General features: G+C 59.7%; 15 protein-coding genes and 1 riboswitch. Of the genes, 7 read left to right on the forward strand and 8 right to left on the reverse strand.

Annotated features, from left to right (window positions below; all coding sequences use genetic code 11):
* Positions 1-5 precede the first annotated feature (5 nt).
* From ACJJVH_RS08785 to ACJJVH_RS08795, 3 genes are all read right to left on the reverse strand, one after another.
* Positions 6-347, reverse strand: coding sequence for a RidA family protein (locus tag ACJJVH_RS08785; RefSeq protein ID WP_015340385.1), 342 nt, complete (start codon positions 345-347; stop codon positions 6-8).
* Between the two features lie 87 nt (positions 348-434).
* Positions 435-773, reverse strand: coding sequence for a TIGR01244 family sulfur transferase (locus ACJJVH_RS08790; protein ID WP_113356629.1), 339 nt, complete (start codon positions 771-773; stop codon positions 435-437).
* 72 nt (positions 774-845) lie between these two features.
* On the reverse strand, positions 846-1685 hold the full coding sequence (locus tag ACJJVH_RS08795) for a DUF4432 family protein (protein WP_412065104.1): 840 nt from the start codon (positions 1683-1685) through the stop codon (positions 846-848).
* Between the two features lie 216 nt (positions 1686-1901).
* Here ACJJVH_RS08795 and ACJJVH_RS08800 point away from each other — a divergent pair, with 216 nt between their 5' ends.
* Positions 1902-3332 (forward strand): L,D-transpeptidase, encoded by a 1431-nt coding sequence (locus ACJJVH_RS08800; protein ID WP_113369720.1) that lies wholly within the window; start codon positions 1902-1904, stop codon positions 3330-3332.
* Between the two features lie 118 nt (positions 3333-3450).
* On the opposite strand, the gene ACJJVH_RS08805 is transcribed toward ACJJVH_RS08800, so the two are convergent.
* The 5 genes from ACJJVH_RS08805 to ACJJVH_RS08825 form a co-directional block, all read right to left on the reverse strand.
* Complete coding sequence (locus ACJJVH_RS08805; RefSeq protein ID WP_412065105.1) at positions 3451-4599, reverse strand: iron-containing alcohol dehydrogenase; 1149 nt, start codon at positions 4597-4599, stop codon at positions 3451-3453.
* The gene (locus tag ACJJVH_RS08810) at positions 4596-5981 is read right to left on the reverse strand and encodes an aldehyde dehydrogenase family protein (RefSeq protein ID WP_412065106.1); all 1386 of its coding nucleotides are present in this window, start codon (positions 5979-5981) and stop codon (positions 4596-4598) included. The genes ACJJVH_RS08805 and ACJJVH_RS08810 overlap by 4 nt, the downstream gene beginning before the upstream one ends.
* A 153-nt stretch (positions 5982-6134) precedes the next feature.
* A complete protein-coding gene (locus ACJJVH_RS08815) occupies positions 6135-7505 on the reverse strand; it encodes a glutamine synthetase family protein (protein ID WP_113369683.1) in 1371 nt (456 codons plus the stop codon).
* 140 nt (positions 7506-7645) lie between these two features.
* The gene (locus ACJJVH_RS08820; protein WP_113356624.1) at positions 7646-9217 is read right to left on the reverse strand and encodes an amino acid permease; all 1572 of its coding nucleotides are present in this window, start codon (positions 9215-9217) and stop codon (positions 7646-7648) included.
* A gap of 121 nt (positions 9218-9338) precedes the next feature.
* Positions 9339-10112 carry an N-formylglutamate amidohydrolase gene (locus ACJJVH_RS08825; protein ID WP_412065107.1) on the reverse strand — a complete coding sequence of 258 codons (774 nt, stop codon included), beginning with the start codon at positions 10110-10112 and terminating at the stop codon, positions 9339-9341.
* Positions 10113-10292: 180 nt separating this feature from the next.
* On the opposite strand from ACJJVH_RS08825, the gene ACJJVH_RS08830 reads away from it, so the two are divergent.
* The 6 genes from ACJJVH_RS08830 (at position 10293) to ACJJVH_RS08855 (ending at position 16096) form a co-directional block, all read left to right on the forward strand.
* Positions 10293-11165 (forward strand): MurR/RpiR family transcriptional regulator, encoded by an 873-nt coding sequence (locus ACJJVH_RS08830; RefSeq protein ID WP_113356622.1) that lies wholly within the window; start codon positions 10293-10295, stop codon positions 11163-11165.
* Positions 11166-11352: 187 nt separating this feature from the next.
* A complete protein-coding gene (locus ACJJVH_RS08835; protein ID WP_112798062.1) occupies positions 11353-12456 on the forward strand; it encodes an ABC transporter substrate-binding protein in 1104 nt (367 codons plus the stop codon).
* Between the two features lie 73 nt (positions 12457-12529).
* Entirely contained in the window at positions 12530-13420 is an 891-nt protein-coding gene (locus tag ACJJVH_RS08840) for an ABC transporter permease (protein ID WP_112798064.1), read from the forward strand.
* Positions 13417-14205 (forward strand): ABC transporter permease, encoded by a 789-nt coding sequence (locus ACJJVH_RS08845; protein WP_112798066.1) that lies wholly within the window; start codon positions 13417-13419, stop codon positions 14203-14205. Before ACJJVH_RS08840 ends, ACJJVH_RS08845 begins: the two co-directional genes overlap by 4 nt.
* A gap of 11 nt (positions 14206-14216) precedes the next feature.
* Positions 14217-15278 (forward strand): ABC transporter ATP-binding protein, encoded by a 1062-nt coding sequence (locus tag ACJJVH_RS08850; protein ID WP_113356620.1) that lies wholly within the window; start codon positions 14217-14219, stop codon positions 15276-15278.
* Between the two features lie 106 nt (positions 15279-15384).
* A riboswitch (FMN riboswitch) is annotated at positions 15385-15529 on the forward strand.
* A 90-nt stretch (positions 15530-15619) separates the two neighbouring features.
* A complete protein-coding gene (locus ACJJVH_RS08855; RefSeq protein WP_112798070.1) occupies positions 15620-16096 on the forward strand; it encodes a 6,7-dimethyl-8-ribityllumazine synthase in 477 nt (158 codons plus the stop codon).
* Positions 16097-16149 lie beyond the last annotated feature (53 nt).

The following is a 16149-nucleotide window of genomic DNA, read 5'->3' on the forward strand; positions in this document are numbered from 1 at the left end:
TCGACTTAGAGTGCGGCCGTCACGATGAATTCGACCTTGTACTTCGGCGCGGCGAGCTTGGCTTCGCTGGTGGCGCGTGCCGGCGTGTTGGCCGGATCGACCCAGGCTTCCCAGGCTGCGTTCATTTCGGCAAAATAGGAAATGTCCGAGAGATAGATGAGCGTCTGCAGGATTTTCGACTTGTTGGAGCCGGCGGCTGCAAGCAGGCGGTCAACTTCAGCGAGAGCCGACTTGCACTGATCCGTGACGCTCTCGCCTTCGCCAACCTGGCCGGCGAGATAAACGGTGTTGCCGTGGATGACAGCGCCGCTCATGCGGGCGCCTACGTCGATACGCTTGATGCTCATGATCTTCTCCTGATGTTGTTCGTCGACAGGTAAACAGGGCCGGCCTGTGGCCCGCGCTGCGATCCAAAGGGCCGAGGAAATATCCGTTCAGCCGCGGATATGGTGTGTCTTCTGGTAGATCGCCGTCGAGCGCGCGCCGGATCGGCAATAGCCGAGCATCGGCCGCGGGAACTCGTCCAGCGCATCGACCATGCCGCGAACGGCCTCTTCGGTTACGCCCATGGGACCGACGGGTACATGGGTGATCTCGAGACCGAGTTCCTTGGCGCGTGCCTCGATGACGGCAAATGGCGTCTGATCCGGGCTTTCATGATCGGGGCGATGGCAGACGATCGACTTGAAACCCATGGCCTTGATCTGGTCGAGATCCTCGACGCTGATCTGGCCGGATACCGAGTACTCGTCATCGATCGGGCGGATATCCATGGTTCATGTCCTCTCTAAAACCGAGGCCTTGATCTACGCTGCCCCGGATCGAGCGTCAACCGCCGCACACGCTCAAACGAAGGCAAAGTTGAGCATGAAATTGCGGGCTTCGCCGGGCTGGAGAATATTGAACTCACCCGCCTCGTCTAGCTCGGCGCGAGACACCCACCGATGCGAAACCGGCTCGATGCCGAGGACATGCGCCGGCGCGCGCTGATTGCGCCAGACCTGCAGGAACGGCAGCGTTTCGCTGCCGAAACGCACCCGCAGGGACTTGCCGCCGATGGCGGCGATGGGGCCGAGACTGATCTGCGCCCAATCCTGCGCCTCGCCTTGTGCCGGCACGCAGAAAATATCGCCGCCCTCCTCGCCGAAGGTCCAGGGAAAGCCGCCATTCTCCAGCATGTGTCCGGTGAGACGCGTGCCGCCGTCGAACCATTTGCCGCCGATATTCATGTGGTACATCAGGAAGACCGGCATAGCCTCGGCGCTCGTATTGACGACGCGATCGGCCAGCGAAACCTCGCCGGTTGCGCCATCGATCCGCCAATGACGCTCCAGCCTCGCCGTTCGTCCCTCGGCCGTGACGACATCGATATCCGCGCGGCATTCCGCGTTGCCATCCTCGAATTTGGTCCAGAGAATTTTGGCGGGATGAGACGAGAAGGAACCGTGCAGCGGATAGCGCTTGCCTTCATGCGCGCCGGATATCGGCTCGGGATGGCGGATATGATCCGGCCCGCAGGTGAAGAGGAAGCCTTCCACGGAATGGCTGATACGCGGGTCGCCATCGTCTGGAACGGCGCTGCCGGGCGCCAGATTGTTGCCCTCGACGACACAGGCGCCGATATCCAGGACAGAGCCCTCGTCCAGCTGCAACTTCGGCCCCTTGGCCGCAGAAAAATCCATCATTTCCAAAGTCCTCCCTGACCAGCTTCGCGCGCGGGCGCTGTCCCATGATGGCGCGCGGCTGAAATAAACGGTGATTTGGCTTACCGAATGTTAACTTGAAGTCTTGATCACATAAATTTTTATATTTTATTCAGCATGATAATCTAAATTTCCATACTGGCGTCAAAATTGCCATGTGTGTGTCAGCCGAACTACCATCCCGAGGATTCGACAGACGTGAACCGGTTCGTAAAGTTGAGTTTTTCCCTGGCAATGATTGCCACCGTGTCCATGCTCGCGCTCTCCGAAGCGCAGGCACAATACTATCGCAATGGAAACGGCAACACGGTTCTCGTTACTCCCGACGGCCGAATTCTGGATCAATATCCCTATGGGGGCGGATATTCCATGGCGCGCGACGGGCGCGGCCGGCGGGTTCTGATCGACGCCTACGGCAATGTCGTCGCGACGGAAATGAAGGCAAGCACCTATTATCCGCGCGCGCCGGCCCGCGATGCCTATGACGACAACGGCGACGGCGATCGCTATGGCGACACACAGCTTTCCAACAACGGTGATTACCGCGATTATCGCCAATACCGCACCGACAGCTACGATCAGCAGGACCGCGGCGTGGTGACGGGCGGAATCCCCCGCAATGGCGACATTCAGCGCCAACCCCTCGACAACCAGGCATTGCCGGACGAAAGCCAGGGCCAGGCGAACCAGAACGGCAGCGATTACGCCTCGATAGATCCGCAGCAGGGAACGCCGGATATCGTCCGCAAGCCGCCGGCCGAGCCCGTGATCACGCTCAAGGGCAAGTCGAAGATGGAGATCACCGCGCTGGAGGTCTTCCTGGCGCGGCAAGGCATTTCGCCGGGCGCCATCGACGGGCGCATGGGCGCAAATGTCACCAAGGCGATCTACGCCTATCAGCAGATGACGGGTCAGACCCTCGACCCGAACAATACGGATGCGATCCTAGAGCAGCTTCGCATGTCCGGCGGCATGCCGATCGTCAACTACACGATCACGGCTGCCGATGCTGCCGGCCCCTATGTCGCGTCTATTCCCGAAGATTACGCAGCGAAGGCCCAGATGCCTTCGCTCGGCTACACGTCGACGACGGAGATGCTGGCGGAACGCTTTCATATGGATGAAGGCTATCTGAAGGAACTCAATCCGGGCGTGGATTTCACCGTCCCGGGCACGACGATCAAGGTCGTCAACACCGGCGCCAGCAAGACCGGCACGGTCGCCAAGATCCTTGCGGACAAGGGCCGCAAGCAGGTTTTCGCCTATGACGCCAACGGCACGTTGATCGCCGCCTATCCGGCCAGTATCGGCTCGGCCGACACGCCCTCCCCTTCCGGCACGGTCACGGTGGAGCGCGTCGCGTTCAATCCGGGCTATACCTACAATCCGAAGATCAACTTCAAGCAGGGTGCCAACGACAAGGTACTCGACATTCCGCCCGGTCCGAACGGCCCCGTCGGCACCGTCTGGATGGCTTTGTCGAAGCCGACCTATGGTATTCACGGCACCCCGGATCCATCGAGAATCGGCAAGTCGCAGAGCCACGGCTGCGTGCGCCTCACCAACTGGGACGCGACAGAGCTGGCTAAAATGGTCAAGCCCGGCGTGGTCGTCGAATTTGTCGATTGATTGACGGACATGGTGCCAACAAAAAAGCCGCCGGGAGTTACCCGGCGGCTTTTTTATTCTCCATATGCAGTGGACGCGCTGCGACGTTGGTCGAGCGCACCCAAAATCAGGCAGCTTGTCAGAAGCAATCCCGGAAGAGAGCCTTGGTGTTTTCCAGCGTCATCGGCACCGGATTGCCACCGGCGCTGGGATCTTCGATCGCCATGGCGGAGAGTTCGTCGATCCGGTCGGGTGCGATGCCCATGGCAGACAGGCTTTCCGGAACGCCGAGCTCGGCACGCAACTGCAGCACATAATCGTAGAAGCCATCGAAGCCGCCGGCGATGCCGAGATAGGCAGCCGCACGCGCGATCTTCTCCTCGATAGCCTTGCGGTTGAAGCGCAGGACAGCCGGCATCACGACGGCATTGGTCATGCCGTGATGCGTGTTGTAGACGGCGCCGATCGGATGCGAAAGCGCGTGGATGGCGCCAAGGCCCTTCTGGAAAGCGACGGCGCCCATGGCGGCGGCGCTCATCATGTTGGCGCGCGCTTCGAGATCCGTTCCCTCGCGATAGGCACGCGGCAGGAATTCCTTGACCAGCCGCATCCCTTCCAGCGCGATACCGGCCGACATCGGGTGGTAGAACGGCGAGGAATAGGCTTCCAGGCAATGGGCGAAGGCATCCATGCCCGTACCCGCCGTGATGACCTTCGGCATGCCGACCGTCAGTTCCGGATCGGCAATGACGACGCCGGGCAGGAACTTCGGGTGAAAGATGATCTTCTTCACATGCGTCGCGGAATTTGTGATGACGCTGGCGCGGCCGACTTCCGAGCCCGTACCGGCTGTCGTGGGCACTGCCACGATCGGCGCAATGCCATCGGCATTGGCGCGTGTCCACCAATCTCCGATGTCTTCGAAATCCCAGACCGGCCGCGTCTGGCCGACCATGAAGGCGACGCACTTGCCGAGATCGAGGCCGGAACCGCCGCCGAAAGCGACGACGCCATCATGCCCGCCATCCTTGAATGCCTTGACGCCGGCTTCGAGATTCTTCTCGTTCGGGTTCGGATCGACATCGGCGAAGATCGCCCGTCCCAAACCTGCATCCTCCAGGATATCCAGGGCCGTCTTGGTGATCGCCATCGAGGCGAGTCCCCGGTCGGTGACGAGCAGCGGCTTCTTCATGCCCAGGCTCTTGCAGGCGTCCGCGAGCTCCTTTATGCGGCCGCGGCCGAGCTTGAAGGCGTTCGGATAGCTCCAATTGGCTGAGATATTGCTCATGCTGTTACTTTCTTCAGATGATAGGATTTTGGACGCGTCAGGTTGTGGAAGCCGATGACCGACAGCGAGCCGCCGCGGCCGGTTTCCTTGACGCCGGTCCAGCAGAGAGCCGGATCGAGATAATCGGCGCGATTCATGAAGACGGTGCCGGTTTCGATTTCGCGGCCGATCCGCGAGGCACGCTCGACATCCTTCGTCCAGAGCGAAGCCGTCAGGCCATAGGGGCTGTCGTTCATCAGTTCCAGCGCTTCCGCATCGCTCTTCACCTTCATGATGCCAACGGCCGGTCCGAAGGTCTCTTCCCGCATGAAGGCCATGGAATGATCGACATTGACGAGAATCTGCGGCGCGAGATAGGCGCCGCCGTCATCGGCCGGGAACATCTTGGGATCGACCAGCGCCTTGGCGCCCTTGGCCACGGCATCGGCGATCTGTTCGCGCACCACCTTGGCAAAGCGCTTGTGCGCCATCGGCCCCAACGAGGTTTCCGGATCGAGCGGGTTGCCGAGCTTGTAGTTCGAGACCCATGCGACCGATTTTTCGACAAAGCTGTCGTACAGGGATTCATGTACGTAAATGCGCTCGATACCGCAGCAGCACTGGCCGGAATTGAAGGTGGCGCCATCCATCAGCGTATCGACGGCGGCGTCGAGGTCGGCATCCTCCATCACATATCCCGGATCCTTGCCGCCCAGTTCGAGCCCGAGGCTGGTAAACGTGCCGGCTGCCGCACGCTCGATCGACCGCCCGCCTTCGACGGAGCCGGTGAAATTGACGAAATTGAAGCTTCCGGCCGCAATCAGCGCCGAGGTCGTCTCGTGATCGAGGAAGACATTCTGGAAGACGTCGGCGGGAACGCCCGCCTCGACGAAGGCCTGCACCAGCCGCTCGCCGACCAGCAGCGTCTGGCTCGCATGCTTGAGGATGACGGTGTTGCCGGCCATCAGCGCCGGAGCGACCGTGTTGATCGCCGTCATATAGGGATAGTTCCACGGTGCGATGACGAAGACGACGCCGTGCGGCTCGCGCTCGATGCGGCGGGCAAAATTCGCGCTGTCCTCGACAACAAGCGGTGCGAGCGCATCGGCAGCGATCGAGGCGACATAGTTCGAGCGCTCGTTGAAACCGCGATATTCGCCGCCATACCTGATCGGCCGGCCCATCTGCCAGGCAAGTTCCGGCACGACGACATCGGCCATCTCATTGAGCCGCGCGACGCCCTTCAGCACGAGCTGGACGCGGTCTTCCAGCGGACGGCGCGCCCACTCTTTCTGTGCTTTGCGGGCGCGCGCCACGACTTCCCTGGCTGCATCCAGCGACAAGGCCGGACGTTCGGCATAAACCTCTCCGTTCACCGGAGAGACGCATGTGATCATGGTCATGATCGAATTCCTGTTTTTTCATCATCAATTGATTGCCGGATATTCCGCACCGTGCCGCCACTCTTCCGCGAGAATCCGGCAGGCAGGAAAACATCCTGGCGCCCCGGCCCGACCATAGAATGAAAATCGGGCGCGAGGCAGATCGCAAAAGCCTTACGCTCTTTCGAATCCGCGCGCCACTTCCCAATCGGTGATGCGACGATCATACTCTTCCTGCTCCCATTCGGCAGCGCGGGTGTAGTGATCGATGACATCGTCGCCGAAGGCGGCGCGCAGCATCTTCGAATTGGTCAGCGCCTCGGTCGCGCCGCGCAGGGTGCGGGGGATCTCACGAACCTCGCGCGCTCCATAGGCATCTCCGACGAAGGGCGCTTCCAGTTCGAGCTTGTTCTCGATGCCGTCGAGGCCGGCAGCGATCAAGGCGGCGAAGGCAAGATAGGGATTGAGATCGGAGCCGCCGACGCGGCATTCGATGCGGATGCTTTTGGTCTCGGCTCCGCACAGGCGATACCCGGCGGTGCGATTGTCGGTGCTCCAGATCGCCTTGGTGGGCGCGAAGGTGCCTGCGACGAAGCGCTTGTAGGAATTGATATAGGGCGCGAGGAAATATGTGATTTCGCTGGCGTGCGTCAAAAGACCCGCGACATAATGCTTCATCAGCGGGGTCATGCCATGGTCTTCGCCCTTGTCGAAGAACAGCGGCGTCTTGCCGTCGGCGCTCCATAGCGACTGATGGATATGCGACGAGCTGCCGGCGGCGTTGTAGTTCCACTTCGCTAGGAACGTGATGGCCTTGCCCTTCGACCAGGCAATCTCCTTGCAGCCGTTCTTGATGATCGTGTGACGGTCGGCCATGGTCAGCGCGTCGGCATAGCGGACGTTGATTTCCTCCTGGCCGGCCGAGGCCTCGCCCTTGGAGTTTTCGACCGGGATATCGGCGCCCTGCAGGCCCTTGCGGATCGCCCGCATCACGTCCTCTTCCTTGGTGGTCTGGAAGATGTGGTAGTCCTCGTTGTAACCGCTGACCAGATTGAGGTTGCGATAGCCGGATTCCCGGGCGCTATCGTAGCTCTGGTCGAAAAGGAAGAATTCGAGTTCCGAGGCCATGTAGGCCTTCATCCCCATCGCCTCGAGGCGCTTGACCTGCTTCTTGAGGATCGCGCGCGGCGAATGCGCCACTTCCTCATGCGTGTGATGGTCGAGCACGTCACAAAGCACCAGTGCGGTGCCCTCGAGCCAGGGGATGCGGCGAAGCGTGGCAAGATCCGGCTTCATCGTATAGTCGCCGTATCCCTTCTCCCAGCTCGTGGACTTGTAGCCGGAGACCGTCTCCATCTCGATGTCGGTCGCCTGCAGATAGTTGCAGCTATGCGTTTCCTTCCAGGCGCTGTCGATGAAGAATTCCGCCTGGAAGCGTTTGCCCATCAACCGGCCCTGCATGTCAACCTGACATGCCAGAACAGTGTCGATGCGCCCTTCGGCCACATCCCGTTTGAGGTCGTCGAACGTATAGCTGCTGCTCATAATTGGTCCGCCTGAACAATAAATTGAAACATCGGTCGACAGAACAACGCCACAGGAAATTAGCCCGTTTGCAGCGCCATCGTCACCGGAGAAAGGGTCGCAGGTCTGCGACCCCGTTGCTTGAAAAGATACGCCCGAGCTTACTTCTCGCCGACAGCGGCTTCCGCTGCCGCGATCTCGGCCTTGCGCTTGGCAATCGCATCGCCGATCGGCGGGCCCTTGAAGCGGCGGCGCTCGAAACCGAACCATACGATGGCCGTCAGGACGAGGAAGCCGACGGTGATGATGCCGGCCCAGTCGTTCGGCGGCTGGATGCCGAGGACGAAGATGATGATCATTGCGATGATCGACAGCACGGCAAACAGCTTGAACAGCCCTTCCCCGAGGTTCCATGGACCCATCTTGTCCCATTTCGCCGTACCCCATGCGAAGAGACCGAGCGTGATCGGGATCGCAAAGGAGAAGAACAGGAAGATGACGGTGCACGAGACGACGATGGTGTAGACCGGCGTATCGCCGATCGATACCAGCGACGAACCCCAGACGAACAGCACGGCAAGGATCGACCCCGTCCAGATCGCGGCAACCGGCGTGCGGTATTTCGGGCTGACCCGGGAAAGGGCCTTGGATGCCGGAAGACCGCCGTCGCGCGAGAAGGCAAAGATCATGCGGGAAACCGACGTCACCGTCGCAAGGCCGCACAGCCACTGGCTGATGAAGATCAGCACGTACAGGATGTCTTTTACGACAGGATTGACCTGCGCATCCATGGCCCAGAAGAACACGTTCCAGCCCTGCTTGGCGGCATCGTCCATATTCGGGAGCATGAGTACGAACGAGCAAAGCATGATATAGCCGAACAGCGCCGACCACAGCACCGACGACACCATGCCGCGCGGGACGGAATGGGCAGCCTTGACGGTTTCTTCCGAGGTGTGGGCGGAGGCGTCATAGCCGGTGATCGTATAGATCGGCAGCAGGAGACCCAGGGCAAAGACCCAGAAACTGGAAACCTGCGGCCAGACCGGCGCCCCCGTTGCCGTGCCGTCGGCGGCGACCGTCGCCAGGCCGGAATAATTGGTGAAGGTGAAAAGCCGGGCGAAGTCAAAGGAAGGCGCGGCAATCAGGCACACCGCCGCCAGAAGGACGGAGGTCGCGAAAATCAGATAGCCGGAAAAGTCCGTGAGCTTCGCCGTGAGACCGATACCCATATGGTTCACGAGCGCCTGAAGGCCGGTGATGATCACCAGGAACACGATACGCAGGACCGTGGTGTCGGTCATGTTGAAATAGCCACCGAAGGCACCGATGAAGAAATAATAGGTGCCGACGTTGATCGCGCCCAGAACCGTGACGAGACCCAGAAGGTTGAACCAGGCCGTCAGCCAGCCGGTAAAGCGATTGCCGAGGATCGAGCCCCAGTGATAGAGGCCGCCCGCGGTCGGATAGGCGGAGCTGATCTGCGCCATCGCCACGGCGAAGACCAGAGAAATGAAGCAACCGACAGGCCATCCGATGCCGATCGCAATACCGCCTGCACCGGATGTCGCCTGGGCAAGCGAATTGATGCCGCCGGAAAGAATGCAGATGATCGAGAAGGACACGGCGAAATTCGAAAACGAACTCATGCGCCGTTCCAGCTCCTGAGCGTAGCCCATGGAGTGCAGGATTTGAACATCCTGCTTCTTGTCTAAGTCTGTATAGTCAGACATGTCATTCCCCCTAAAGCCCGGTCGTCCGCGGGATTGCGGAGAACCTCGTGTCACATAAGCCGCAGACGCGTCGCTATGCGGCCTGATCGCAGTTGAGCTGCTCCCCGGGGTCTTTTTCTTTTTATGTTCCGGCTTCCAGACTGCTCTGGAGAAGCCCCGTCAGATAATCGGCCATGACCCCTTGGCCGACGTCATCTCGAATGAGGTCGTTGCGGACCTCGATCATTACGTTGTGCAGGCCATTGGCAAGCCCATGCAGCTTCAGCGTATGGGTGACGCCATCTTCAGGCCCGTAGGGCTGGTTGCGTTCGGTCCGATAGAGCGGCGCGTCGGCCGCTGCATCCAGCATGCGATCGGCCAGCCAACGGTCTTCGTCATGCAGAATGCCGAGCTCTACGGCCCGTGGCTTGCCGTTATAGACCGGCGTGAAGCTATGGATCGTCACGATCACGGTTTTTTGTCCGCGCGCCGCCCTCTCCGTCAGCAGGCTGCGTATCCGGTCGTGGAACGGTATGTAGAGCCCGTCCGTGCGCGCCTGCCTGTCCGCTTCGCCCAGGTGCTGGTTGCCGGGGATCGTGTAGATCTCGCTCGTCTCCGGCATGGCGCCGGCGCTTTCGGGCGGCCGGTTGCAATCGTAGATCAGGCGCGAAAAGCGCTGAAAGACCAAAGTCGCATTCAGGGCCGCGGATATTTTTCTTGCCACTGCGAGCGCGCCTGGATCCCAGGCGATATGGCTGGCAAGCGCCTCGGCGGAAAGCCCGAGATCGCCGAACCGTTCCGGCAAGGCGCGGGAGGCGTGCTCGCAGATGAGCAAAACCGCACTGTCTCCGTCCGGTCTTTCAACCGCGACACAATCGCCGTCCGCCTTCGTCAAAATGCCTTGCTGAGCAAGCATCGGAGACGCCCCACTGCCGATTAATAAAATCTTTATAAGAAAAGAATTCTTCAGCTTCTCGCCGCTGTCAACTGGAAACTGAAATTATTTCTTCATTTGTGACATTGACTCGAAATGTGACAGCGTTGTTATATCGTGACAGGAAAGCGGCATAAGACCGTACCGGGGAGCAAAAATCGAGTGAACCATGCGTCAAAGACAGTTTCTGACGTGATCAACGCGCGCTTTGACACGCTGACGCGCGCCGAAAGGCAGCTCGCCAAGAGCCTGCTCGACAACTATCCCGTTTCCGGGCTGGGGAGTATCACGACGGTCGCCGAAAATGCCCGCGTCTCGACCCCGACGGTCGCGCGCATGGTGCAGAAGCTCGGCTACAAGGGCTATCCGGACTTCCAGTCGCATCTTCATCAGGAAGTCGAAGCGACCATCTCCAACCCGCTGACGAAGCACGATCGCTGGGCATCGAATGCGCCGGGAACGCATATCCTCAATCGTTTCGCCGATGCCATCATGAGCAATCTGCGCCAGACCTTGTCGGATATCGACGTGGCGACTTTCGATAACGTCGCCACCTTGCTGTCGGAAAGAAAACGCGGGCTCTATTTCGTGGGCGGCCGCATCACGGGGGCGCTTGCCGAGTACTTCTTCACCCATATGCAGGTCATCCGGCCGAACACGACGCTGCTCTCTTCCAATTCCAGCGCCTGGCCGCAATATGTCCTGAACATGAACCCCGGCGATCTGCTCATCATATTCGATATCAGGCGCTACGAGCAGGAAATGGTCAATCTGGCCGCCGCCGCCCGCAGGCGCGGCGCCGAAATCATCGTCTTTACCGACCAGTGGGCAACACCGGCGGCAAAACATGCAAAGCACACGTTTCGCGTGCAGATCGAGGCGCCCTCGGCGTGGGATTCGTCCGTCGTCACCCTCTTCATCGTCGAAGCCCTGATCGAAGCCGTGCAAAGCTCGACATGGGACGAGACAAGCGAGCGCATGAAAACGCTGGAAGGTCTTTTCGAACAAACGAAGTTATTTCGCAAACTAAGCTGAGGGGAAAAGAAAGCACGAAATAACATGCCATGGGGCGGTGTGAAATGCAGCGGCTGACATACTTGTCGATTAGAAGAAAATCATATGCGTTGTCAGTAAACGCAACGCTTTGAAGCCGTCACACAACCTTCATGTTACGTCATTAACAGCAACGCCAGACACTGAAAACCCAGAAGGAGGAAATACAGTGATCTCGAAAGTTCATCGTCTTCTGACCATTTCTACCGCGATGCTCGTCGCCTCGACCGCCATCGCGGCCGCAGAGCCGAGCGCCGACCTGATCGCCGCCGCCAAGAAGGAAGGCACGCTGACCACCATCGCGCTGCCCCACAACTGGTGCGGTTACGGCGATCTCATCGCTGCGTTCAAGGCAAAATACGGCATCGACGTCAACGAACTGAACCCGGATGCCGGTTCGGGCGATGAAGTCGAGGCAATCCGCGCCAACAAGGGCAACACCGGCCCGCAGGCTCCGGACGTGATCGACGTCGGCCTCTCCTTCGGCCCGACCGCCAAGAAGGAAGGCCTGCTGCAGCCTTACAAGGTCTCCACCTGGGACTCCATTCCGGATAGCGCCAAGGATTCCGAAGGCTACTGGTACGGCGACTACTACGGCGTTCTCTCCTTCGTCACCAACAAGGACGTCGTGAAGAACCCGCCGAAGGACTGGGCTGACCTCCAGAATTCGGAATACGCCAACACCGTATCGCTCGCAGGCGACCCGCGCACCTCGAACCAGGCCGTTCAGGCCGTTTACGCCGCTGGCCTGGCTGCCGGCGAAAAGGATGCCGCCAAGATCGGCGCCGCCGGTCTCGACTACTTCGCCAAGCTGAACAAGGCCGGCAACTTCGTTCCGGTCATCGGCAAGTCCGCCTCGCTCGCTCAGGGTGCGACCCCGATCGTTATCGCGTGGGATTACAACGGCCTGTCCTGGCGCGACAGCCTGAACGGCAACCCGCCGGTTGACGTTACGGTTCCGGCTTCGGGCGTTATCGCCGGCGTTTACGTGCAGGCGATCTCCGCCTACGCCCCGCATCCGAACGCCGCCAAGCTCTGGATGGAATTCCTGTACTCCGACGAAGGTCAGGTCGGCTGGCTGAAGGGCTATTGCCACCCGATCCGCTTCAACGACCTGGCGAAGAACAAGAAGATCCCACAGGAACTGCTCGACAAGCTGCCGCCGGCTGCCGCCTATGAAAAGGCCGTATTCCCGACGCTCGACGAACAGAACACCGGCAACACCGCGATCACCACGAAGTGGGATTCCGTCGTCGGTTCGAACGTACAGTAACCGACTCCAACATGGCCTCCCCGCTTCGGCGGGGAGGTTTTCCGTTTTTCTGACGCCGCGGATCGGGCTAATCATGAGCATCGCCACAACATCAACGGTCAGTTCCACTTCCATGATCAACAAGCGCGCGGTTGTCGATTGGCTGGGTATCGCTCCCTTCCTGATCTTCGCGCTGTTGTTTCTGATTCTTCCCACGATCTATCTGATCGCGGGCGCGTTTCTGACGCCTGACGGAAGCCTGACCCTGAAGAATATCGGCGATCTGTTCACGCCGACGATCATGAGCGCCTATTGGATCAGTATCAAGATTTCGGTCGCCTCGGCGCTCGGCGGTGCGATCATAGGCTTTTATCTCGCCTGGGCACTGGTCCTCGGCGGTCTTCCGACCTGGATCCGCCATGGCTTTCTGACCTTCTCGGGCGTGGCGTCCAATTTCGCCGGCGTGCCGCTGGCCTTTTCGTTCATCGCGACATTAGGCCGTCAGGGCCTTGTCACCATATTGCTCGCCCATTTCGGTTTGAACCTTTACTCGACCGGCTTCAATCTGCTCAGCTTCTTCGGCCTCACCATCACCTATATGTACTTTCAGATCCCGCTGATGGTGCTGATCATTACGCCGGCACTCGACGGCATGAAAAAGGAATGGCGCGAAGCCGCCTCCATCCTCGGAGCGACCAGCCGGCAATATTGGCTCATGGTCGCCTTGCCTATCCTCTGGCCCAGCCTGCTCGGCACCACGCTGCTGCTGTTCGCCAATTCTTTCGGCGCCATCGCCACCGCGATTGCGCTCACCGGCAGTTCGCTGAATATCGTTCCGATCGTGCTCTATGCGCAAATCCGCGGCGACGTGCTGCACAATGCCAATCTCGGCTATGCGCTGGCGCTCGGCATGATCGTCATCACCGGGGTTTCGAATGTCATCTATATCTTGATGCGCATACGCGCTGAACGGTGGCAAAAATGAAGTTGCAAAAACTCTTTGCCTGGATCGCGGTTACGATCGGTCTCATTTATTTCCTGGTGCCGCTCATCGGCACGCTGGAATTTTCGCTGCGCATGCGGCGCAACGCCTACAGCTTCGATGCCTATGCCTCGGTCTTTTCAGACTTCGGCTTCATAACCGCCTTCGGCTTTTCGATGCTGATGGCTCTTTTGACCATCATTTTCGGCATGCTTCTCGTCGTGCCCACAGCCTATTGGGTGCGGCTGCGCCTGCCGCAGATCCGCCCTTTGGTTGAATTCGTTACGCTGATGCCGCTGGTCATCCCCGCCATCGTGATCGTCTTCGGTTATCTGCGCCTCTATAACTCCTCATCGATCCTGCCGCTGACGGGTTACAACACGACAACGAACATTCTGCTCGTGTGCTCCTACATTGTGTTATCGTTGCCCTATATGTATCGTTCCGTCGATACGGCGATGCGTACCATCGATGTCGGCACGCTGACGGAAGCAGCCGAAAGTCTTGGTGCAAAATGGACAACGATCATGTTCAGATGCATCTTTCCAAATGTCATGAGCGGTGTGCTTTCCGGAGCGTTCATCACACTCGCTATCGTCATGGGCGAATTCACCATGGCGTCGCTGCTCAATCGTCCGGCATTCGGACCCTATATGCAGCTGATGGGTGCCAACAGAGCCTATGAGCCCTCGGCCTTGGCGATCATCGCACTTGCCGTCACCTGGCTCAGCATGGGCTTGCTGCAGCTTGTTTCCCGCTTCTCAAAATCCGCTCCGATTAAGGCATAAGGCTTCTCACCATGGCTTTTCTCGAACTCACCCACATCAAGAAATCCTTCGGCGACGTTCAGGTCGTTCACGATTTCAACCTGAACATCGAGAAGGGCGAATTCGTCTCCTTCCTCGGACCGTCGGGCTGCGGCAAGACGACCGTGCTGCGCATGATCGCCGGTTTCGAGACCCCGACGGCCGGCACCTTGATGATCAACGGCAAGGACCAGCGGGCGTTGAAGCCGAACCAGCGCAACATCGGCATGGTGTTCCAGGCCTATGCGCTGTTTCCGAACATGACCGTGCATGACAACGTCGCTTTCGGCCTCAAGGTCGCCGGCATGTCGAAGCCGGACATCGACAAGCGCGTCAAGGAAATGCTTGCTCTCATCAAGCTCGATCACCTCGCCGCCCGCTACCCCTACCAGATGTCGGGCGGACAGCAGCAGCGCGTGGCGCTTGCCCGCGCCATTGCCGTCAAGCCGCAGGTTCTGTTGCTCGACGAGCCGCTATCCGCTCTCGATGCCAAGATTCGCATCTCGCTGCGCGAGGAAATCCGCGCCATCCAGCAGCAACTCGGCATCACCACGGTTTTCGTGACGCACGACCAGGAAGAAGCATTGTCGATCTCCGACCGCATCGTCGTCATGAATGCCGGCCGCGCCGATCAGATCGGCACGCCCTTCGAAATCTACAATACCCCTGCCACCCGCTTCGTGGCCTCCTTCGTCGGCACGCTGAACCTGATCGAGGGCAAGGTCGTCGATCCGGATAGCAACCGCATCATGATCGGCGATCAGGGCATTACCCTGAAGCAATCGGTCACGGCCTACAAGCCGGGCGACACGGTATCCCTCGCCCTGCGTCCGGAAGCCGGTTCGCTGGCGGAATCGGCCAAGGGTGACACCGCCCTGACGGGCGAAGTCTCCTCGGCGCATTTCCTGGGCTCGGTCATCCGCACCCGCATGAACGTCGCCGGCAACACCATTTCCTTCGACATGTTCAACAGTCCCGGAATGATGCCGCCCAGCGTCGGCGAGAAGGTGACGCTGCGCTTCGCTTCATCCGACCTGCTGGTCATTCAGGATTGACGGCACGCCTCGCATTGAGGGACGGCTTTGGAAAAATATTTGCGAACGCCGGGCGAAATGCCCGGCGTTTTTCTTTGATTTCGTTGCGCAAATGATTTTATAGTCCACTCGTTCTCAGGGCGGGGTGCAATTCCCCACCGGCGGTATGGAGGTCTTCTCCGAGCCCGCGAGCGCCTTCCGTGTTCGGAAGGGTCAGCAGATCCGGTGAGAAGCCGGAGCCGACGGTATAGTCCGGATGGAAGAGAGCAAGCCGGATCGCACCCTCCGCCGCGCGAGGGGTGTCGTCATTCTGCGTGTTCGCCCAAGGGATATTTGACAGCAACCCTTGAAAGGCAAAATTCATGACCATTTCGATTTCTACCCAGCCGAGCCGCGTTGCGCTGATCCGGGCTCGCTGGCACGCCGATATCGTCGATCGCTGCGTCGATTCCTTCGTTGCCGAGTGGCAGACGACGGAAGGCGCCTCGCCGATCGATATCTTCGACGTACCCGGCGCATTGGAAATCCCGCTGCATGCGCAGACGCTTGCCCGCAACGGCCGCTATTCGGCGATCGTCGCCACCGCTTTCGTTGTCGACGGTGGCATCTATCGCCATGAGTTTGTCGCCAACACGGTTCTCGATGCGATGATGCGCGTCCAGCTCGATACTGGCGTGCCGGTGCTCTCGGCGGTTCTCACGCCGCATCATTTCCAGGAATCGGAAGCGCATATCCAGTTCTTCAAGGAGCACTTCATCATCAAGGGCCGTGAGCTTGCCAGCGCCTGCCGCCATATTCTTGCCGAGCGCGCCAAGCTGCTTCCCGCAGTTACGGTCTGAGCTACATTGGTGGAGGCGCGCGGTCTCGGCCCGCCTCCATATCCACCAGGGAG

This window comes from Rhizobium sp. SYY.PMSO (genome assembly GCF_046840415.1).
Classification (GTDB): domain Bacteria; phylum Pseudomonadota; class Alphaproteobacteria; order Rhizobiales; family Rhizobiaceae; genus Rhizobium.